Annotated in this window: 18 protein-coding genes; 11 read left to right on the top strand and 7 right to left on the bottom strand. The window is 61.0% G+C overall.

All coding sequences use genetic code 11. From position 1 onward, the window contains the following. Positions 1–193: 193 nt before the first annotated feature. The 4 genes from GA0111570_RS10070 to GA0111570_RS10055 all read right to left on the bottom strand — a co-directional run bounded on the left by GA0111570_RS10070 (position 194) and on the right by GA0111570_RS10055 (position 1,662). Entirely contained in the window at positions 194–391 is a 198-nt protein-coding gene (locus tag GA0111570_RS10070) for a hypothetical protein (RefSeq protein ID WP_092610145.1), read from the bottom strand. Next, positions 384–968: a hypothetical protein gene (locus GA0111570_RS10065; RefSeq protein WP_092610142.1), complete on the bottom strand. Its 585-nt coding sequence runs from the start codon at positions 966–968 to the stop codon at positions 384–386. The genes GA0111570_RS10070 and GA0111570_RS10065 overlap by 8 nt, the downstream gene beginning before the upstream one ends. 128 nt (positions 969–1,096) lie before the next feature. Then, positions 1,097–1,327 carry a hypothetical protein gene (locus GA0111570_RS10060; RefSeq protein ID WP_092610139.1) on the bottom strand — a complete coding sequence of 77 codons (231 nt, stop codon included), beginning with the start codon at positions 1,325–1,327 and terminating at the stop codon, positions 1,097–1,099. Beyond that, positions 1,324–1,662: a hypothetical protein gene (locus GA0111570_RS10055; protein WP_139283211.1), complete on the bottom strand. Its 339-nt coding sequence runs from the start codon at positions 1,660–1,662 to the stop codon at positions 1,324–1,326. The genes GA0111570_RS10060 and GA0111570_RS10055 overlap by 4 nt, the downstream gene beginning before the upstream one ends. A gap of 138 nt (positions 1,663–1,800) precedes the next feature. Here GA0111570_RS10055 and GA0111570_RS17350 point away from each other — a divergent pair, with 138 nt between their 5' ends. The 4 genes from GA0111570_RS17350 to GA0111570_RS10045 all read left to right on the top strand — a co-directional run bounded on the left by GA0111570_RS17350 (position 1,801) and on the right by GA0111570_RS10045 (position 4,820). Next, the gene (locus GA0111570_RS17350) at positions 1,801–2,508 is read left to right on the top strand and encodes a hypothetical protein (protein ID WP_139283210.1); all 708 of its coding nucleotides are present in this window, start codon (positions 1,801–1,803) and stop codon (positions 2,506–2,508) included. A gap of 65 nt (positions 2,509–2,573) precedes the next feature. Beyond that, complete coding sequence (locus tag GA0111570_RS10050) at positions 2,574–3,173, top strand: type II secretion system protein (protein WP_175557438.1); 600 nt, start codon at positions 2,574–2,576, stop codon at positions 3,171–3,173. A 207-nt stretch (positions 3,174–3,380) separates the two neighbouring features. Continuing rightward, on the top strand, positions 3,381–4,106 hold the full coding sequence (locus GA0111570_RS17345; protein WP_139283209.1) for a hypothetical protein: 726 nt from the start codon (positions 3,381–3,383) through the stop codon (positions 4,104–4,106). A 213-nt stretch (positions 4,107–4,319) separates the two neighbouring features. Beyond that, positions 4,320–4,820 carry a DUF3846 domain-containing protein gene (locus GA0111570_RS10045; protein ID WP_175557437.1) on the top strand — a complete coding sequence of 167 codons (501 nt, stop codon included), beginning with the start codon at positions 4,320–4,322 and terminating at the stop codon, positions 4,818–4,820. A 364-nt stretch (positions 4,821–5,184) separates the two neighbouring features. Here the strand turns inward: GA0111570_RS10045 and GA0111570_RS17340 are convergent, their stop codons facing one another. Then, positions 5,185–6,009 carry a helix-turn-helix domain-containing protein gene (locus GA0111570_RS17340; protein ID WP_139283208.1) on the bottom strand — a complete coding sequence of 275 codons (825 nt, stop codon included), beginning with the start codon at positions 6,007–6,009 and terminating at the stop codon, positions 5,185–5,187. Between the two features lie 304 nt (positions 6,010–6,313). Between GA0111570_RS17340 and GA0111570_RS10035 the strand changes: the two genes are divergently transcribed. From GA0111570_RS10035 to GA0111570_RS10010, 6 genes are all read left to right on the top strand, one after another. Beyond that, positions 6,314–7,882, top strand: a complete 1,569-nt coding sequence (locus tag GA0111570_RS10035; protein WP_092610124.1) for a type I restriction-modification system subunit M — start codon at positions 6,314–6,316, stop codon at positions 7,880–7,882. 8 nt (positions 7,883–7,890) lie between these two features. Then, positions 7,891–8,799, top strand: a complete 909-nt coding sequence (locus tag GA0111570_RS10030; RefSeq protein ID WP_217634101.1) for a restriction endonuclease — start codon at positions 7,891–7,893, stop codon at positions 8,797–8,799. Beyond that, positions 8,796–10,040, top strand: coding sequence for a restriction endonuclease subunit S (locus GA0111570_RS10025; protein ID WP_092610118.1), 1,245 nt, complete (start codon positions 8,796–8,798; stop codon positions 10,038–10,040). Before GA0111570_RS10030 ends, GA0111570_RS10025 begins: the two co-directional genes overlap by 4 nt. Next, a complete protein-coding gene (locus GA0111570_RS10020; protein ID WP_092610115.1) occupies positions 10,037–13,084 on the top strand; it encodes a type I restriction endonuclease subunit R in 3,048 nt (1,015 codons plus the stop codon). The genes GA0111570_RS10025 and GA0111570_RS10020 overlap by 4 nt, the downstream gene beginning before the upstream one ends. A 28-nt stretch (positions 13,085–13,112) precedes the next feature. Next, complete coding sequence (locus GA0111570_RS10015; protein ID WP_092610112.1) at positions 13,113–14,996, top strand: ATP-dependent nuclease; 1,884 nt, start codon at positions 13,113–13,115, stop codon at positions 14,994–14,996. Positions 14,997–15,789: 793 nt separating this feature from the next. Beyond that, complete coding sequence (locus GA0111570_RS10010; protein WP_092610109.1) at positions 15,790–16,704, top strand: SDR family oxidoreductase; 915 nt, start codon at positions 15,790–15,792, stop codon at positions 16,702–16,704. A gap of 9 nt (positions 16,705–16,713) precedes the next feature. On the opposite strand, the gene GA0111570_RS10005 is transcribed toward GA0111570_RS10010, so the two are convergent. Together GA0111570_RS10005 and GA0111570_RS10000 are read right to left on the bottom strand one after the other, a co-directional pair. Continuing rightward, positions 16,714–17,307, bottom strand: a complete 594-nt coding sequence (locus GA0111570_RS10005; protein ID WP_092610106.1) for a hypothetical protein — start codon at positions 17,305–17,307, stop codon at positions 16,714–16,716. Between the two features lie 63 nt (positions 17,308–17,370). After that, positions 17,371–18,570, bottom strand: coding sequence for a YihY/virulence factor BrkB family protein (locus GA0111570_RS10000; RefSeq protein ID WP_092610103.1), 1,200 nt, complete (start codon positions 18,568–18,570; stop codon positions 17,371–17,373). A gap of 182 nt (positions 18,571–18,752) precedes the next feature. On the opposite strand from GA0111570_RS10000, the gene GA0111570_RS09995 reads away from it, so the two are divergent. Further along, the gene (locus tag GA0111570_RS09995; RefSeq protein ID WP_092610100.1) at positions 18,753–19,790 is read left to right on the top strand and encodes an aldo/keto reductase family protein; all 1,038 of its coding nucleotides are present in this window, start codon (positions 18,753–18,755) and stop codon (positions 19,788–19,790) included. Positions 19,791–19,837: the final 47 nt, after the last annotated feature.

The following is a 19,837-nucleotide window of genomic DNA, read 5'->3' as shown; positions in this document are numbered from 1 at the left end:
ATTCATTGACACCCACCGGCTTTACTGGCTTGCCTACTCGCCTTTGTGCCCCGTACTATGAGCACTCACCTCAAGAAATACAAGAGGGAAGACGAGCAGGCAGGCCACCGAACGGAATATCTGTCAAGGAATATGACGAGCTACAGAAATAGGGCGTGTAGTTTTTACAACACGCCACACATAGCGCTCACGGCTAAAAGCGCGAACGGCGACGAATGAGAGCGATCAGCACCGCGACAATGATGGCGACGAGCCCGCCGATGCAGAGCTGCCACCAGACGTCCTCGACGATCTGGACGGCCGCAGACAGGGCCATCGCCCCCACCAGGAGAGCGAAGCACCACCCGACAATCCGGCCGATCCAGCTGCCTGGGTCCGGCGCGTCACTCATCGCGGGCTCCCGGCGTACGGCGGATCTCGGTGAGGAGGCCCCGCTCCATACCGAGAAGCGCGCAGCTCAGTACGAACTCCTCTTGGTCGAACGGGAAGCGACCGACCAAGCCCATTAGGAGCAGCTGCCCCAGTAGGTCGGCCTCCAGCAGCCGGTAGGCGATCGAGTCCCGAGTGGTGCCGCTCTGTTCGAGCACGTTGAGGTGCCAGAGCGCCAGCTCCAGCTCGTCTTCGAGGGCGAAGGACAGGCCGTGCTGGACGTGGGAGACGTCATGCCAGAAGCGGAAGGCGAAGTTCACCTCGGGCCGGTCATAGACCACCGAGGCACTGTTCTCCGACGAGACCGGCAACGGCTCCTTGGTGGCGAGGGAGCGATCGATTGCGCCCCGCAGCTGTTGGTAGGTGGAGGGCGCATCGACAACGGGATGCCAGCCGAACCCGAGCCGGCCAGCAAGATCGTCGGCCTGCTGATCGACGAAGGCCGACAGCTGCTGACGCGCCGCCTGCAACTCGACGGCGGTGAAGGGTGCCCGGGGCTTGTTCGGGGACGCGGTGCTTGCGAGAGTGATGACAGACATGGCGAACCAGAGTCCTTTCTTTGGCGAGAGACGATGAGGCGAAGCCGGGTCTGCTCGGGTGGTCTCAGGCGGTGCGAACGCCTGAGACCACCTTGATGAGCAACCGGTCGATAGATGGAGACGTCGGACTAGAAGTGACGCTCAGCGTCCTGGGCCTGGCGAGCGACCTCGAGCATCTGCTGCATCGCCCGGAAGGACGCGGCCTCTATACGCGCTTCTGACATCTGCTGCTGGATGAGGGCTGCTCGACGCCGCCTCTCCTGCTCCAGGGCGGGTAGTACGACACCGATGACGTAGAGCGCCGCTGCTACGGCGGCCAGGACGAGGATGACCACGAGCAGGCCGTCAATGGCGTTCATCGTCCCAGTCCCCTCGTGAAGGAGGAGATTTCCATGGCGACCTGCAGCGCGTGCATGTCCCCGAGCGCCTGCAGGCGCGAGGCGGCCAGCGGCACCGCCTGCGTGAGCTGCTGTTCGAACTGGGTGACCATGGCGACGCCCTGCATGCCGCGGGCGGCGACCTGATCGATGGCGTCAAGACGGGCTTGCTCGACCTGAGCACGCGCCGCTGCGGTGAGTGTCGCGAGCTCGGTGGACGATGCCAAGCGGTTAATGGCCCGACCGTGCTGCGACCAGGGGGCCGAGCTGGACGGGACGAGGGTGGAGCCACTGGTATAGGGCTGGATCTCGGACATGACTTCCTCCATGACCTGTCGCACGGGGACCCAGCTGGTGACTAGGAGACGCATCCCGGCGACACCTCAACTCTGGGACCGGGGGAGACTGGCTGTCGTGACACGAAAGTGACACCGACGATCGGAGGCGCGTGGATCATGGCCATGGAGCCGATTCTTGAAGAGGAGCTTCGACGGCTCCGTAAGATGCCAGGGCCACTCTCTGACACGAAGCTGTTGGAGACCCCCGGGATTCTGCTCGGACTGGGCCGTGGCGACCCAGAAACAGCCATGAACCGGCTTCTACTGCTCAGTCGACAAGCCGACGACGACCCAGAGATCCAAGCGGCCTTCGCCTCATTCGGATGGGGCGCAGACGGCGATACCGTACTCGCGCGACTCCAGGACTACGCCGCACTCTGCGGAGTCGATGCGCGGACGACCCGCCGATGGAGCGACGCCGGAATCACGAAGCTCGTCCAGCTGATCCTGACCGCCGCCCCGTGGATAGATCCGAAACTTGGTGCGAGGTTTCATGATGATGACGCAGAGGGTCTTACGCTCAGCATGCGATTTGCTGTCCCGCTTCATATCGGCATGCGGCTTCCGGCACTCTACGAGAATGGAGTGACGCGCGACATTACATGGAAGCGATACAAGCAGGACGACCGCCAGTACTACTACCTGGCGACGCCGATCCGGCTATTGCTTCAAGCTCCTCTGAACCTACGACTCGAATGGCGGGGTGAGGCCAAACCGTCCATGCTTGTCGAAGGAGATCTTCATGCCACAGTGATCCGGGTCGGACAGAACTTCGGATCCGTGGTGACGGTCTGGCTCAAGAGCCGGAGTACAACTGCACTGTGATACGCGGGTTAAAAAAGGAAGTCCTAGGTAGTGCGGGATAGGTGTGTTGACTAAGCGTTTCGCTCGTGCTTAAATACGTGCAGATGGAACCTGGATCACATCCAACACTCGATATCTCAGGCGGCAATGACGCTAGTCGGAGCGTGCGGCGCGTTCGCGGCTTCACGATCGTCGAGCTATTGATTGTCATCGTGGTCATCGCGATCCTGGCCGCGATAACGATTGTCGCATATAACGGAGCCCAGAATCGAGCGATGGATGCACGACGAATGCAGGATTTCTCGGAAATGGAGAAAGCTCTTCGACTGTATGCGGTGGATAACAACTCATTCCCCGCATCTGTGCCTAACCCGGGGAGTAGTACATGGGAAGTTAGTACTGATCCTGGATTCTTGGGAAGTTTAAACGCCTATGATGACTCACATGTTTTTGCAGACCCCCGTAACACCTCAACCAGTCGCTACTGGTATCACACTTTTGGTGCGGGTGCTTATGGCTGCCCCGTCTCCATGGGACCGTATTACGTACTCCAGGCGAACGGTATGCAGAATCAAGCGAGCTCCGGAGGTTCTGTCATCCAGACAAATGGCTGCACTGGCCAGACCCTCTTCACTGGGGCTTACCTAACAGATTCGCACAGCTATATGTACTTTGGTTTCCTTTGATGCTGCTCCATTTTTGTAGGGGCCAATTGGATTCGGGCCAGTCCAAGAGAATCAACGACTCTAGCATTTGGGTGGTCGTTTAACGGCTGGGTGCTGGTTTGTCTGCTACTTCGATCTACGCCGCTGTGACAGGCCCCTCGTCGTGAGATTAGGGGGTACCGTAGTCTTCAGGCACCCGTGCAGCGTAACAAGTCCTAAGGCTAAGCGATGACCCTTGAGGAGCAGGTCCATGCCGAACTTCGAGCGCTCCGCAAGAGCGCCGAAGGTGTCACGCCTGCGGGCTTAGCCGCGAGTCCGATCATCTGCCAGCTCATTGGTGCCGGCAATCCAGATATCGCCTACAACGCGCTGAAACAGGCCATCCTGGCTATGGATCAGAGCACTGCGATTGGTGCCGCTTCGGCTTCACTGGGGCTTGCCGCCCATGGGTCTACCCACCTCGAACGGCTCACCGACTTCGGTCTACGCGCGGGATACGACCAGCGTCAGGTGCGACGTTATAGCGACAAGGGTCTTCACCAGATCGCCGCATATCTTTCGACTCAATGGACGCTCGAAGCCTCGCCTCAGTTGAGGCTCTCCCTCTGGCATCCGGATCATGATCATGTCTGGGTATCCGTCATGGCGCGTCACTTCTACTTCATCGAGATGCGAACCCCTGAGGTCTCCCTCTGGCGCGACGACCAACGAGATATTCAGGCTTTGAGTTGGCGAAACAGCCAGTCTGGCGCGTTCGATGTATTCGAGGGAGCTGCACTTTTCGATCTCGATGAACAGTTCGTCGTGTCGGTGATCTGGCATGGAGAACTATGGCCTCTGTTCGAGGTCGATATCGCCGGAGTAGGCGAGCGAGACATTACAGCTCGATCGCTCGGGAGTCATGTCCAAGTGGCACTGACCGGTCGCGCGGAACCGCCATCCGGCAATCAGTAGCGAGAGGTCATCTTCACTCGTCTTGACCCACAAGTGAACGTATTCCTTCAAGTTTTTCGATCGGAATATTGACCCTGCGTGTCAGCGGCTGTATAACCTTTGATGAGATCGCGTCCCATGGTGGACGCCTTCTCCGAATTCGCTTCGTTGATGTCAGGCGGTCACGTCATGATCCACTCGGATCATGGGCCGCTCGCATCAAGGAGGTGCACGATGCCAAGAGGCATCATCATTCCGGCCGACGAGAACTCGCCATGCGTAACGCAGGAGTTCATCGGGCTAAAGGATTACCGGCAGGCAGTCGGCGGACTCATCGAGCCAGTCGACCTGCCAAGGATCGGCGCCACGATCTATGTGAACGAGGAGGGATTGATCCTCGATCTACCTCTCAACGTCCGAGCCACCATCCTGCGTTGGTTCTGGATGCCTGACACGCTCCGTCAGTCGACGCTGGTCGGTGATGCAGTGCTGGTTGGCATGCCGGACCCACGGGGCGACACGACCGACCTTCCTGACTGGTTCGCCAAGAATGTGCTCTGTACGCTCGGCCACTACGTCGAGATCAAGCTCGTAACGCGTCCCGAGTGGTACGCCAATCGGCAGCGCTTCGCCAGCTACTTCGAGGCCGCCGTTTGGGCTCGCGCCGCGGCGGAGCGGTCATCACTCATCGAAGAGGTGCGGATCGTGTCACCCTGCAGCGATCAGCCGAGCTAGTCGACTGTTGAAATCACCGAGGACTCGTTCCTCGCCTGGCCCACGGGGCTAGCATGGGAGTCCGTCTCGGCATCGAGAACTAATGTGTCCTCTGCCGAGACGAGGCTCCCTTCGTTTAGCTTCGCACGCGAGAACTCAGTGCTTCAGCCTGATGCACGCGGGCCGTAGACGTGGGCCGGTGGTTGTCACGACTCCCGGTAACTCAGCATCGAGAGGTCAATCGTCGGCCACGCCACAGGTACTAGATCGGTACTGGAGGTGCGTTCTTCCTAGCCGCGCCTGCCTTACAAGCAGGATGTCGTGCCCAACGACATAGACATAGATGGTTAGTTCGGAAGGCGCGGTGGGAGAGGGGGGAAGCGCTTCAGTACCGCGCCTGGAACCCGCGGTGCGTGTTCTCCTTGATGAAGGCGAGCAATGAGTCGCGCGAGATGTACTTGCGGCTGGCGATCTGAGTCCACTCGATCTCGCCCTTTGTCGTGAGCTCGTGGACCATCGAGTAGCTGATGCCGAGGGCACGCCCAGCGTCCTTGATACCGAGCAGCATGGGTCCGTCTTCGGAGAGCGGGTTCGGAGTAATGACTGTGGTCTGTTCTGCCTCGACGACCTCAACCTCGGACGTGGTGGTCTTCCAACTCCCGAAGTAGCCATACGGCTTGTCGAACTCCGCCTGCACCTTCTTCGCGGCGTCTTCCTCGTCGGTGGCCCGAACCCAGCGTTCGGCGACTTGGACTCGCGTGACCATGACTCGGTATCGCATATACGTCTCCCGCTTCTCGACGATCTTGGTGGGGCGCCTCTTCTTCGGCGTCGCCGCTTGACGTGTGACTCGGCGGGCGGCCCGCACCGAGGCGTCGAGCCTCGGGACCTCTACCGACTCTTGCGAGGCGGCCTCATTCCCCTCAAGGTTGGACCGCGAGGCCGAGTTACGAACCTGACGGCTACGCTCAGGGGAGCGTTCATCCTCTTCGATGGCCTCGGGCCAGAGCTCACCCCGTGGCGTGAGCGTGGCACCCCACGTCGGACCATGACCGCGGACCTTGACAAGTCCGCGGCTAGCGAGGGCTCGAGCGCTGAGTCGATGTGAGTAATGCTCGTCATCGTCGTACACTCCCGCCGGGCAGCCGGCCTTGATCCACTCCAGCACCGCAACTTGGCGATCCGTGAGGCGGATGGAGCTGGTCGGCATGCCCCAAGCATGTACCAGGTTCAATGAGGCTGTACAGTCACATGTCAAATGCGGATTCATGGACTCATATGGGCAACCAGACAAGCGGCGAATACGCAGTAGCGATTTACGAAATAGGTCAATCAATATACAATATCCACAGATGCCGCGGTCGGTTGAGTTTTCGCTCCCGAGCCGTTCGGCTGCCCCGAGCGAGCCAACAGGGAGCGGGCAGAGCAGAACTGTCAGCCGTCGCTGATAGCTTGAGAGCGCACTGAGGGGACCAACGTAAGCGCGTCACGCGCAAGGAGTAGAGACACACGAGATGGCTGGAACAACTAAAGAGACACAGCGCGCCGAGCTGCACAAGACGATCTGGCGGATCGCCAACGACCTGAGAGGCAGCGTCGACGGCTGGGACTTCAAGACCTACGTGCTTGGCCTCCTGTTCTACCGCTACATCTCTGAGAACCTCACCGCCTACATCAACGAGGGCGAGCGTGAGGCCGGCGACCCAGATTTCGACTACGCCACGCTCAGCGACTCTGAAGCTGAGTTCGGCCGCAAGGACACGGTGGCGGAGAAGGGCTTCTACATCTTCCCCTCAGAGCTCTTCGTCAACGTTCGGGAGCGCGCATCCCACGATGAGAACCTCAACGAGACGCTGGAGCGCATCTTCAAGAACATCGAGCGTTCCGCATTCGGCACCGACTCAGAGGATGACCTGAAGGGGCTGTTCGACGACCTGGACGTCAACTCCGCCAAGCTCGGCCACACGGTCGCCAAGCGCAACGAGAAGCTCGTCAAGCTCCTCGATGCCATCGGCGATCTGAACCTCGGCGAGTTCTCCGGCCACACCATCGACGCCTTCGGTGATGCGTACGAGTACCTCATGCAGATGTACGCCTCCGCGGCTGGTAAGTCGGGGGGTGAGTACTACACGCCCCAGGAGGTCTCGGAGCTCCTTGCCCGCATCACGGTCGTCGGTAAGACGTCAGTGAACAAGGTCTACGACCCCGCCTGCGGCTCTGGCTCACTCCTGCTGAAGTTCGCCAAGGTTCTCGGCAAGGACAACGTCAGGAAGGGCTTCTACGGCCAGGAGATCAACCTGACGACGTACAACCTCGCCAGAATCAACATGTTCCTGCACGACGTGAACTTCGAGAAGTTCGATATCGCACACGGCGACACCCTGATTAACCCGGCACACTGGGACGACGAGCCGTTCGAGGCGATCGTCTCGAATCCTCCCTACTCCATCAAGTGGGAAGGCGATGCGAACCCACTACTGATCAATGATCCGCGCTTCGCCCCAGCTGGGGTGCTCGCCCCGAAGTCCAAGGCCGACCTTGCCTTCACAATGCACATGTTATCTTGGCTTGCAGTCAACGGCACGGCCGCGATTGTCGAGTTCCCCGGCGTCCTCTACCGCAGTGGGGCCGAGCAGAAAATCCGCAAGTACCTCATCGTCAACAACTACATCGACGCAGTCATCCAGCTGCCGCCGGATCTGTTCTTCGGCACCACGATTGCAACCTGCATTATCGTGCTCAAGAAGTCCAAGGAAGATAACTCCGTCCTCTTCATCGATGCTTCGACGCAGTTCGTCCACACTGGCAACAAGAACAAGCTCACCGAGGTGAATCGACAGAGAATCTTGGACGCCTTCGTAGCTCGCGATGACGTCGACCAATTCACCAAGCTCGTGTCAAACGAAGAAATCGCAGCTAACACCTACAACATTGCCGTCACCTCTTATGTCGAGCCAGAAGATACCCGCAAGGTTGTGGACATCACTGAACTCAACGACGAGATCGCGCGACTCGTTGGCCGTCAGACGGAGCTGCGTGCCTCTATCGACGCTATCGTCACCGACTTGGAGGCCAGCGCGTAATGACAGACATGCCCACCTGGGAAGAGTTCATGATCCCGACGCTGCGTGTTCTCAACGACGGAATTGTGCGCACCCGACGAGAACTATGTCTCCTTGTGGCACAGGACGTGCATCTCACGGACGATCAGATGAAGGAGGCGCTCTCGTCGGGACAGTTCCTGTACGAGAACCGGATCGGGTGGGGACTCTCGTTCCTCACAAATGTGGGTGCGCTCGTGCGTCCATCTCGCGGCAACTACACGATTACTGACGCAGGCAGGCAGCTGCTGGAGAGATTCCCTCTTGGCGTGCGCGAGCAGGAGATCAAGGCCCTCGGCGATGACCCCTCATCGCCGATTCGTGCATACGTGGCCACCACGTCGCGCAGCGCTCAGCCGGCTGCGAGTCCGCCGGCACCGACTTCCATGACCCCTACCGAACAGGTGCAGGGCGGTGTCGCGCGCATCCATGACGAGGTCGCGAGCGAGCTCCTGACTCGCCTCCAGGGCAAGGATCCCGGATTCTTCGAAGACGCCGTCGTGCAACTCCTCCTGGCCATGGGCTACGGCGGAACCACGGGTAGCGGTTCCGTGACACAGCTCAGCAACGACGGAGGCATCGATGGCGTGATCGACCAGGACGTGTTGGGTCTGAGTCGCGTATACGTCCAAGCGAAGCGATACGCCGAAGGCAACGTCGTCCAACGACCTGACGTGCAGGCCTTTGTGGGCGCCCTCAGCGGCAAGGCCGACCGAGGCGTGTTCATCACCACGAGCCGCTTCACGGACGGAGCCCGAGGCTATGCCGAGAGGGTGCCGACGCGGATCATCCTGATCGATGGAAAACGCCTCGCGGACCTCATGATCCGCTACGGAGTCGGCGTTCAGGTGCGCGAGACATACAACATTGTGGAAATCGACGAGGACTTCTTCGCATGAGCCAGATCGACGAGATAATCCAAGAGTTCTGCCCAGATGGGGTTGAGTTTAAGAAGCTTGGCGACATCGCCCAACTCGTGCGAGGCAACGGAATGCCAAAGAGTGACCTTGTTTTGGCGGAAGGCGTTGGCGCAATTCACTATGGCCAGATCTACACACGCTATGGCGTCTGGGCCAACACCACTATCTCATTTGTCACTCCGACGACCGCGATCAAACTCGCGAAGGTGGAGCCTGGAGACCTAATCGTCACCAATACCAGCGAGAATGTTGAGGACGTCGGCAAAGCAGTCGCTTGGCTCGGCGAGCAGTCCATTGTGACTGGCGGACACGCCACAGTGATAAAACACAACCAAGACCCAAAGTTCCTCTCATATTGGTTCCGATCCGAGTCGTTCTTTACCCAGAAGAAGGCGCTCGCCTCGGGAACCAAGGTCATCGATGTATCAGCGAAGCAACTCGCCGATGTCCACATTCCTATACCACCCCTTCAAGTGCAGCGGGAGATTGTAGGCGTTCTAGACACCCTCGCAGATCTGAAGACGGAATTGACAAGAGCACTGGAAGCGGAGATAGAGGGTCGTCAACGACGCTATAAGTACTATCGTGATTCCCTAGTCGGTTTTGAGGGAGATGAAAGCATCTCTCGAGTACCCATGGGTCAGATTGGTGAATTCATTAGGGGGCGTCGCTTTACGAAGAATGACTTCGTCGACTTGGGTATTCCTAGCATTCACTACGGGGAGATCTACACATATTATGGAACGGCAACTGATTCAACCATCTCTCACGTTCGTAAAGACCTAGCACCCCAACTCCGTTACGCGCAACCTGGCGATGTCGTAATTGCCGCAGTGGGCGAGACCGTGGAAGACGTGGGCAAGGCAGTGGCCTGGCTCGGTGACGAGAAGGTGGCGATCCATGATGACTGCTTTCTCTACCGCAGCCATTTGAACCCCAAGTTCGTTTCTTACTACCTGCAGTCAGGCCCATTCAATGCCCAAAAGGGCAAGCATGTCTCACGTGCCAAGGTCAAGCGCCTTTCAAGCGACGGCCTTGCCAAGATCCTCATTCCAGTACCATCTGAAGCAGAGCAGGAACGTGTAGTTGCGCTTCTCGACAAGGTCACTGAACTCGTCGATGAGCTGTTGGAGGTCCTTCCCGCTGAGATCACGGCTCGCCGTGAGCAGTTTGACCACTACCTGAACAAGCTCCTAACGTTCAAGGAGCTCGCAGCATGAATGACGGTGCGCCGAGAAGATACGACCCGATCGCCGTCAGCAGCGAGAGCACTGTCGTTGCGGAGTACATCCCTGATGTCGGAGGCGAGACTGCGTACCAGTCGGAGTCTGAACTGGAGCGAGAGTTCATCAGGCTCCTGCAATCACAGGCCTACGAGTACTTGCCGATCACGAGCGAGGACCAGCTCGTCACTAACCTGCGCGCTCAGCTGGAGGCCTTGAACTGCATCACCTTCAGCGAATGCGAATGGAGGCAGTTCTTCAAGGAGCGCATCGCCAGCGCGAACGAGGGCATCGTTGAGAAGACGGTGCGGATCCAGGAGGACCATGTCCAGCTCCTCCAGCGCGACGACGGCTCAAAGAAGAACGTCATGTTGATCGACAAGGTCAACATCCACAACAACCGGCTGCAGGTCATCAACCAGTACGAGATTGGCCAGGGCGAGGGCGGGGCCAAGTACGCCAACCGCTATGACGTGACCGTGCTAGTGAACGGCCTGCCGATGGTGCACATCGAGCTCAAGCGCCGTGGCGTAGACATCCGGGAAGCGTTCAACCAGATCGACCGGTACCAGCGTGACAGCTTCTGGGCGGGCTCAGGGCTCTTCGAGTACGTGCAGCTGTTCGTCATCAGTAACGGGACGCTGACGAAGTACTACTCGAACACGACCCGTCGCCAGCACCTCGTCGACGCGGCCGGCGCCAAGCGCGCGAAGAAGACATCGAACTCGTTCGAGTTCACCTCGTGGTGGGCCGACGCGCAGAACAAGCCCATCCAAGACCTGACCGCGTTCGCGCGGACCTTCTTCGCCAAGCACGCGCTCCTCAACATCCTCACGAAGTACTGCGTCCTGACTGCGGATCGTATGCTCCTCGTGATGCGGCCTTACCAGATCGTCGCGACCGAGCGGATCTTGCAGAAGATCGATATCTCGACCAACTACAAGCAGCTCGGCACGATCGAAGCGGGCGGCTACGTCTGGCACACCACCGGATCAGGCAAGACACTGACGAGCTTCAAGAGTGCCCAGCTCGCCTCCAAGCTTCCGAGCGTGGACAAGGTGTTGTTTGTCGTAGACCGCAAGGACCTCGACTACCAGACGATGCGCGAGTACGACCGGTTCGAGAAGGGCGCGGCCAACTCCAACACGTCAACGGCGGTGCTGAAGCGGCAGCTTGAGGACCCGAAGGCCAAGATCATCATCACGACGATCCAGAAGCTCGCCACGTTCATCAAGGCGAACAAGGGCCACCGGATCTACTCGGGCCACGTCGTCATCATCTTCGACGAGTGTCACCGTTCTCAGTTCGGCGACATGCACACCGCGATCACGAAGGCCTTCAAGCGCTACAACCTCTTCGGGTTCACAGGCACGCCGATCTTCGCAGTGAACGCCGGCACTGGTGGTAGCCCGCTCTTGAAGACCACCGAGCAGGCCTTCGGGCAGAAGCTCCACACCTACACGATCGTGAACGCCATCACCGACAAGAACGTGCTGCCGTTCCGCATCGACTACGTCAACACTGTCAAGCTTCCCGAGGGCATCACCGACAAGCAGGTGTCGGCCATCGACACCGAACGGGCGCTTCTGGCCCCGGAGCGCATCAGCCAGATCGTCGCCTACACCTTGGAGCACTTCGACCAGAAGACCAAGCGCGCCGAGCACTACTCACTGGGGGACAAGCGAGTGCGCGGCTTCAACGCCCTGTTCGCGACCGCCTCGATCCAAGCGGCGCGGATGTACTACAACCACTTCCAAATCCAGCAGCAGGATCTCCCGTCCGACCGGAAGCTGAAGGTCGGGCTGATCTTCTCCTACGGCGTGAACGACGCCGTCGAGGAGGGCGCGCTCGACGAAGAAGGCTTCGACACCTCGTCACTGACGATGGACGCCCGGACGTTCCTCGAGGACGCGATCCAGGACTACAACGACATGTTCGGGACAAGCTTCGACACCTCTGCCGACAAGTTCCAGAACTACTACAAGGACCTCTCCCTGCGGCTCAAGCAGCGCGAGATCGACCTCGTCATCGTCGTGAACATGTTCCTCACTGGCTTCGACGCCACCACACTCAACACGCTGTTCGTCGATAAGAACCTGCGCGCCCACGGCCTGATCCAGGCGTACTCGCGCACGAACCGCATCCTCAATTCAGTCAAGACCTACGGCAACATCGTGTCGTTCCGCGACCTCGAGGAGGAGGCCAACGACGCGATTGCCCTCTTCGGCAACAAGGAAGCTGGCGGGGTCGTCCTACTCAAGCCGTACGGTGAGTACTTCGACCAGTACGCCGAGAAGGTGACCGAGCTGCTCCAGACCTACCCGCTCGGGACACCGATCGTCGGGGAGGCGGACCAGAAGGCGTTCATCGCGCTCTTCGGCACGATCCTCCGATTGCAGAACATCCTGACCGCGTTCGACGACTTCACTGGCAACGCGATCCTGACCGACCGTCAGGCACAGGACTACCGCAGCGTCTACTTGGACCTGTACGCCGAGTTCCGCCGCGACCAGGACACCGAGAAGGAGTCGATCAACGACGACGTCGTCTTCGAGATCGAGCTCATCAAGCAGGTCGAGATCAACGTCGACTACATCCTCATGCTGGTGCAGAAGTACCGTAACGAGCGCGGCGACGGCGAAGACAAGGAGATCCGCGCCGAGATCACCCGGGCTGTGGACGCTAGCCCAAGCCTCAGGAACAAGAAAGACCTCATCGAGGCCTTCGTCGACTCCGTCTCTGCTAGCGGCGAGATCGACAAGGAGTGGCGAGCCTTCATCGCCGCCCGACGCGAGGCCGAGCTCAAGGAGATCATCGCGTCGGAGAACTTGCGCCCCGAGAAGACGCGCGCGTTCATCGACACAGCCTTCCGCGACGGCACCATACAGACCTCGGGGACGGCCATCAAGCGCATCTTGCCGGCTGCCTCGCGTTTCTCAGCAAAGGGTGGACATGGCGAGAAGAAGCAACGAGTGCTCTCGAAGCTGGGAGCCTTCTTTGATCGATTCTTCGGGCTTGCGCAATTTGAGGTCAGAGATTAGTCGTGGACAAGTACGCGTGGAGTGCTGAATGAAGATCCAGTCTGCTAGAATAAAGAATTTTCGAGCTCTTAAGGATGTGGCCATCCAGTTCGATTCAGTTACGACCTTCATTGGCCCTAATGGTGCGGGCAAATCCACAGTTCTGCGAGCGCTTGACTGGTACTTTAATGGAAGACCCGGATGTCTCAACGACAAGGACTGCTCGTTTGGGGCAACTGAAGAAGATATTGAGGTTGAGGTGACGTTCTGTGACCTCACCGATAAGGACCGTGAGGAGCTCGGGAAGTATGCACCTCCTGGCGTCGAAACATTCACGGCATGGAAGCGCCGTACCCCCGATGGTACAGAGACCTTGAGTGCCAACTCGAAGAGTTATAAGCCGTTCAATGCGGTGCGGGAGCAGAAGTCGGCTGGAGAGAAGAGGAGAGAGTACACCGCTCTCCGCAGCGAGAATGCGGCGCTCGGGCTGCCAGCTTGGACCAGCGCTACCGCGGCTAATGAGGCGATGACCGAGTGGGAATCTCAACACGCCGAGCAGCTTGAAGAAGCACCTGAGGCGCTGCAGACGAACTTCTTCGGGTTTAACAGTGGCGGCAAGATGAGTGGACTCTTTGACTTCGTACTCGTAACCGCAGACCTTCGGGCGAGCGAGGAGTCGCTCGATGGCAAGACGAGCATCATCGGCCGTATCCTCGAGCGGTCTGTCGACCGCACGGCAGCCGATGACGAGATTGCCAGAATTGTTGAAGAATCTCGCTGCAAGCAACAACAGGTGTACCGGGAGAAGTTCAAAGATCAACTCCTGGATATGACTGGTCGACTTAATGAGGTGGTGACGACCTATGCGCCCGGCCGTGCTGTCATGGTCTCACCTACCGAAGTTGAGCTGAAGGCGCCCAGAACCACCTTCGAGGTTGCAGTTCTAGACGGAGCCACTGAGACTGCAGTTGAACGCCAGGGTCACGGGTTTCAACGGACGCTTCTTATCTCCGCGCTGCAGCTACTCGCCCAGTCCGGCGCTGCATCGACAGACGGAGTCATATGTCTCGCGATCGAAGAACCGGAGCTGTTTCAGCACCCCATTCAAGCGCAGACGTTCGCAAAGGTGCTGAGAGAGCTGGCGGAGGACGAAAGCAAGCGCATTCAGGTAATGTACGCTACTCACAGTGCGTACTTTCTAGAGCCGAAGCATTTCGATCAGGTACGCCGCCTTTCTCGCTCGGCGGACGATAACCCTGTTGTGCGCGTCTATTCGGCAACTCTCGAAGCTGTGAAGACGCGTCTTGATGGAGTATTGGACGCCGCCACGGTGGATCGCCAACTTGACGGAATTGTTACAAATCAACTCGCAATCGCGCTCTTCGCGCACCGTGCGTTGCTTGTCGAAGGTACAACAGAGGCCGCTGTAATCGGCGGCATCGCCGACAAGTCGGGGGTGGGATCGCTCGAAGCGAGTGGCTTGTCTATCGTGACGGTTGGTGGAAAGGCGTCAATCCCTCTCGTTCATTCAATCCTTGCCGAGCTTGGCATCCCAACTTATGCACTCTTCGATGCTGATTCTGGATACGAAGAACGTGCGCGCGCGAAGGGCAAGAGTCTGTCAAAGATCGGGAAGGAGCGTGAGGGCCACGCCGCATCGAACCGTAAAATCATGAAGTATTTCGCGCTCACAGAGGAGGATTTTCCGGCCGAGTGCGTTGGTGAATCGGTTGCCATCTTTGGCGATCATCTCGAGGCCTTTATGACGCAGAACTGGGCTGAGTGGGAGGAATCCTGTAGGGAGATCGAAGGCGGGAGTGGCGTCCTCCTGTCGAAGAATCAACTTGCGTACCGAACGGCGACGCTTCAAGCTGGCGGCGATGTTCCCCAAATGCTGCTCGATGTAGTGGCCCGAAGTAAGGGGCTTCTTTGAATCTTGTGAGCCTCGAGGCTCTTGCGCCCCCAATCTGCTTTGGCGCGACTTGCCCGTTTATGCGATAATGAAGCCCGTGGTGCGATATGTATTTCTATTACAACGGATTCGTCTTTCGGCTATGAGGCGGTCGCGGTTTCACTCCCGCGTCACGAACAATCTTAATAACTGAAGCCTTCGACATACCGTACTTGCGTTCAAGCATCCGGCTTGAAGCGCCCTCGCAGTACTCGCGGACGATCTTACGACGTATGTCCGCAGTGATCCGTCGCCGCAGCGCGTGCGCTGACCGGGTCGGCTCGTTGGTTCGCTCTTGGCCTCGCGGTGTACGGAGCGTCGCCGACCCGCCGGCAGCATCGAAGCGCACGTGCCGCTCGATGCTGTCCAAGAGGTACCGATTGTTCAAAGACGTCGAGACGAGGCCCACCAGTATTGTTCCCCGTTCCCCGGGCCCCGTGAGGTCCTCGGCCTAGAGCTGGGTCTCCTCGTGTCCTTGCTCCTGAAGCGTACAAGCGACGCTTCTACGCGCCGCGCGTTTTGGACGTCCTGACCCGTGGTTGACCGCGAGAACTGCCTGGCAATGGATCTTTTGTGACATGTGCTCCACCACAATGTCACTGAAGGACTTCTTCAGTGACATTGTGCTGAGCCGGATGGTTCGGACAGGCATGGCCCATCGGCTTGGAGCGGCCAGTGCAGCCCCGCATTCTGGTGGCGAAGCACAATGGGGAGTGGCACCGACTGCCCGGGCATCCGACCTCCGCACCGGAGTGCTGCCAGGAAGGACCTCATCATGAGCGAGAACCAGCGCGTGCTCGTTGTCGGGGCCACCGGCTACGTCGGGGGCCAGGTCGTCCGGGAGTTGTTGGCCCGAGGCAAGCACGTACGCGCCCTCGTACGGCCCGCGACCGACGCGAGCGGCCTCGAGTCGGCGGGCGTCGAGATCGCCCGGGGCGACATGCTCGACCTCGACTCCCTCGTGACCGCCATGACCGGCGTCGATGCGGTGGTCACCACGGCAGCGGGCTACACCCGCCGACTGCCCAACGCCCTCGAGGTCGACACCGTCGGGCAGGCGAACCTCGCGAAGGCCGCCAGTCGCGCCGGCGTCCGGCGGTTCGTCCTCACCAGCATCCTCACCTGCGACCAGACCCCGGACGTCCCGCACTTCTGGCACAAGAAGCTGGCAGAGGACGCGCTCGAGGCGCTCGGGGTTTCGTTCGTGGGCCTGCGGCCCGGCGCGTTCCTGGACAACTTCACCCGCTTCGGAGATCCTTTCGCCTCCGGTCACCTCGTCTCGATGAACTCTCCGCAAGCGCTGATGACGTACGTCCTCACCGCTGACCTCGCCCGCTACCTGGCCGAGGCCGTCGATGCCGCCGGCGTCGAGGGAGAACGCATCGACATCGGGTGGACCCGGCCGGTCAGCGTCGAGGAGATCGCCCGGATCGCCTCCCGACTCACCGGTCTGGACATCGCGGTGGGCGGTGCTCCCGGCGTCCCGGGGACGACCAGCGAGACCGCTCCGGATCGCCCGGCGATGAACGCGGACATGCGCGCCATGGTGGCGTGGTTCGACACCGGCAGGTACGTTGCCGACACCACCCGGCAGGGCCAGGTGTTCGGTGAGGTCCCGACCCCCGAGGAGGCGATCGCCAGATTGGCGGTCAGCCTTGGCCATCGGGTCCGGGGAGACGGAGGCGACTGACTCGACTCGTCAGCGGGCCAGTTCGGCATCTGTGGGGAAGGCCGTGCCTCGACTGGCCAGCCACTCCTGAAGCTCCGGGGTCCGCGGGGGCGAGATGCGTGCCGGTACCGCACCGGCGCGGCGTAGTTCCTCGGCGACGATGCGCAGGAAGGTGCGGAACATCCAGGGGTGGTGCTCGCCATCGGTGTCGATGTTGGTGATCACCGCAGTGCCGTCGATGATCTCGGCGTCAGAGACGTAGCTGACCGTGTAGACCTCGTCTTCCGCCGCAGCCTCGTCGAGCTCATCGGAGGTGTACTCACGCCCCTCGACGTCGACGAGGTAGAAGCGCGACGCGGCGGCGTCCAGCGCGAGCCGGGCTGCCTCGGGATCCGCTGCGCTGACCGCCAGTCGTGCGACGATCGCGTTCTCCAGCGGCATGAAGGTGCGCGGGTCGCAGGTGATGTCGCCATCGGCGGGGAAGTCGGAATCGATGGCCGCTGCCCACTCCCGCTGGAAGGGGAGCGTCACTTCGGGCCAGTCAAAGGAATAGTCGCCGACGGCGTGCCACGGGCTGCCGGGGGCGGAGGCGGCCAGACTCGTGTCTGTGTTCTCGCTGGTCATGCCCGGAAAATACCGTCGATCAGGGTCAGGGTCAGGGTCAGGGTCAGGGTCCGGGCGAGAGCGCTAGGCTTCCGCGCTGTCCTCGGAGGACTCCCGTCGTGTCCCGCCCTGGTCCGATCCTTCTGTCCCGGTGGGCGGCGAGGCGTCCGAGTCGTCCGTAGGATCGCCCTGGGGGTGGGAGAGGCGCAGCTCGCGGCCTCTCGACTCCAGTCGGTCCCGGGACTGCTTCATCTTCTCCGCCTTGGCGGTGCTCCGTGGCGGCAGCTGGATCATGCTCTCGGCTTCGATCCCGGCCTGGAGCTCGCGGGCGCGCTCGAGTTCTACGTCGACCTCGGCACCCAGCAGCAGCATCGTGTTGATGAGCCAGAGTGCGAACAAGAGGGCGATCCCGGCGCTGACGGCCCCGTACAGGCTGTAGCCGGCGAACCGGGTCAGGTACGTCCACAGCAGCCCGCCGGCTGCCGCGATACCGATGATGGCCACGACGGAGCCGGGGCTGAGCCAGGTGAACCTCGGCTTTTGAACATTGGGGGTGAAGTAGAAGAGCACCGCCACGAGCGCGATCACCAGCACGAGGACGACGAGCCATTTCACCCAGGCCCAGATCGGCAGGAAGGTCGTCAGCAGGAAGTCCAGCTGCGCGGTCAGGCCCAGCGGCTCGGCGACGGGGCCCAGCAGGCCGGAGACCAGGGGTGCGTTCAGGGCGAGCGAGAGCAGGATGAGCACGACCCCTGACAGTGTCACCAGCGATACCAGCAACATGGTGACGGTCAGCCGCAACATGCCACGACCCTCCGCGCGGCCGTAGAGGGTGTTCAAGCAGTGGGAAAACGCCGTGACGTAGCCGGATGCGGACCACACCGCGGTGGCGAGGGCGATCAACAGCGCGATCGCACCGCCGGTGGCCGAACCCGTGATCATGCTGACCAGGCCCACCACCAGGCCCCGGTAGTCGGCGGGCACGTACCGCGTCGTCAGGTCCGCCACCAGCGAGGCCACGGTCTCGGCATTACGGGTCAGGATCAGCGAGGCGACGGAGAAGATCGCCAGCAGGATGGGGGACAAGGAGAGCACGGTGAAGTGCGTCAACATGGCGGACAGGTAGGGCCCATTGTCCACCGAGAACTCCTTCAGGGCACGCCTCAGTGCGTACGCCCAGCCGGGGCGCCCGAGCCTCGGCCGGTGACCAGATCTGCCCTGCCCGGTCGGGACCGGAGCATCGACGGCAGCCAGCGTCGCGTCGATCGACTCGTGGGATGACACGTCGTGTCCTCTCGTCCGTGGGCGCCGGGTGCTGGGAGCCGGGACGAGGTGCCCGACGGCCTGCATGCGTACGCCTCTTGACCTCAGTTCAGCACACCCTTCCTCCTCGGGCGCCGCTAACCCGGAACGGGTCCGGCCAGCCACCACCGGTCGTGGTGGGGGAGAGGTCTAGGGTCGGAGGCATGAAGTTCCGCTACCTCGGCAATTCCGGTCTGAAGATCTCCGAGATCACGTACGGCAACTGGCTCACCCACGGCTCCCAGGTGGAGAACGACACGGCGACCGCCTGCGTGCATGCCGCGCTGGACGTCGGCATCACCACCTTCGACACCGCCGACGTGTACGCCAACACCGTGGCAGAAGAAGTTCTCGGCGAGGCCCTCAAGGGCCAGCGGCGCGAGTCGCTCGAGATCTTTACCAAGGTCTACTGGCCCACGGGCCCGAAGGGCCACAACGACTGCGGGCTCTCCCGCAAGCACATCATGGAGTCCGCGCACGGCTCGTTGCGGCGCCTCGGCACCGACTACGTCGACCTCTACCAGGCCCACCGCTTCGACGTGGAGACGCCGCTGGAGGAGACCATGCAGGCCTTCGGTGACCTGGTGCGGCAGGGCAAGGCCCTCTACATCGGGGTCTCCGAATGGACGGCCGAGCAGATCCGCGCAGGCCAGGAACTCGCCACGCAGATGGGCTTCCGGATCATCAGCTCCCAGCCGCAGTACTCCATGCTGTGGCGGGTGATCGAACCCGAGGTGGTGCCGACCTGCCAGGAGCTGGGGATATCGCAGATCGTCTGGTCGCCGATGGCCCAGGGCGTACTGAGTGGCAAGTACAAGCCGGGGGCGCCGCTGCCGGCGGGCAGTCGCGCGACAGACGAGAAGGGCGGTGCGGACTTCGTCCGGCGCTTCCTCGACCGCGAGGGCCTGGTCGAACGGGTACAGGACCTGCGCCCCATCGCCGACGAGCTGGGCATCTCGATGGCCCAGATGGCGATCGCGTGGGTACTGCAGAACGACAATGTCGCGGCCGCGCTGGTCGGTGCCTCCCGCCCCGAACAGATCATCGAGAACGTCAAGGCGTCGGACGTCACCATCCCGGCCGAGCTGATGACCCGGATCGACGAGGTCCTCGGGGACGTGGTCGTACGCGATCCGTCGCTGACCCGCAGCCCGGCGGGGCGGCCGTCGCTGACCCGCAGCCCGGCGGGGCGGCCGGCCTGACCCGCAGCCCGGGGGGCGGCCGGCCTGACCCGCAGCCCGGGGGGCGG

This window comes from Raineyella antarctica (assembly GCF_900092135.1).
In the GTDB taxonomy this organism is placed as follows: Bacteria; Actinomycetota; Actinomycetes; order Propionibacteriales; family Propionibacteriaceae; genus Raineyella; species Raineyella antarctica.
The sequence above is the reverse complement of the archived record's forward strand: the minus strand, read 5'-3'. Positions and strand labels throughout refer to the sequence as shown.

Coding starts and splice junctions, on each gene's coding strand:
- GA0111570_RS10030 (WP_217634101.1), top strand. CDS start 7,891: ATGCCCACCTGGGAAGAGTTCATGATCCCGACGCTGCGTGTTCTCAAC.
- GA0111570_RS09995 (WP_092610100.1), top strand. CDS start 18,753: ATGAAGTTCCGCTACCTCGGCAATTCCGGTCTGAAGATCTCCGAGATC.
- GA0111570_RS10005 (WP_092610106.1), bottom strand. CDS start 17,307: ATGACCAGCGAGAACACAGACACGAGTCTGGCCGCCTCCGCCCCCGGC.
- GA0111570_RS17345 (WP_139283209.1), top strand. CDS start 3,381: ATGACCCTTGAGGAGCAGGTCCATGCCGAACTTCGAGCGCTCCGCAAG.
- GA0111570_RS10010 (WP_092610109.1), top strand. CDS start 15,790: ATGAGCGAGAACCAGCGCGTGCTCGTTGTCGGGGCCACCGGCTACGTC.
- GA0111570_RS10020 (WP_092610115.1), top strand. CDS start 10,037: ATGAATGACGGTGCGCCGAGAAGATACGACCCGATCGCCGTCAGCAGC.
- GA0111570_RS10065 (WP_092610142.1), bottom strand. CDS start 968: ATGTCTGTCATCACTCTCGCAAGCACCGCGTCCCCGAACAAGCCCCGG.
- GA0111570_RS10045 (WP_175557437.1), top strand. CDS start 4,320: ATGCCAAGAGGCATCATCATTCCGGCCGACGAGAACTCGCCATGCGTA.
- GA0111570_RS17350 (WP_139283210.1), top strand. CDS start 1,801: ATGGCCATGGAGCCGATTCTTGAAGAGGAGCTTCGACGGCTCCGTAAG.
- GA0111570_RS10025 (WP_092610118.1), top strand. CDS start 8,796: ATGAGCCAGATCGACGAGATAATCCAAGAGTTCTGCCCAGATGGGGTT.
- GA0111570_RS10035 (WP_092610124.1), top strand. CDS start 6,314: ATGGCTGGAACAACTAAAGAGACACAGCGCGCCGAGCTGCACAAGACG.
- GA0111570_RS10015 (WP_092610112.1), top strand. CDS start 13,113: ATGAAGATCCAGTCTGCTAGAATAAAGAATTTTCGAGCTCTTAAGGAT.
- GA0111570_RS17340 (WP_139283208.1), bottom strand. CDS start 6,009: ATGCCGACCAGCTCCATCCGCCTCACGGATCGCCAAGTTGCGGTGCTG.
- GA0111570_RS10060 (WP_092610139.1), bottom strand. CDS start 1,327: ATGAACGCCATTGACGGCCTGCTCGTGGTCATCCTCGTCCTGGCCGCC.
- GA0111570_RS10070 (WP_092610145.1), bottom strand. CDS start 391: ATGAGTGACGCGCCGGACCCAGGCAGCTGGATCGGCCGGATTGTCGGG.
- GA0111570_RS10055 (WP_139283211.1), bottom strand. CDS start 1,662: ATGTCCGAGATCCAGCCCTATACCAGTGGCTCCACCCTCGTCCCGTCC.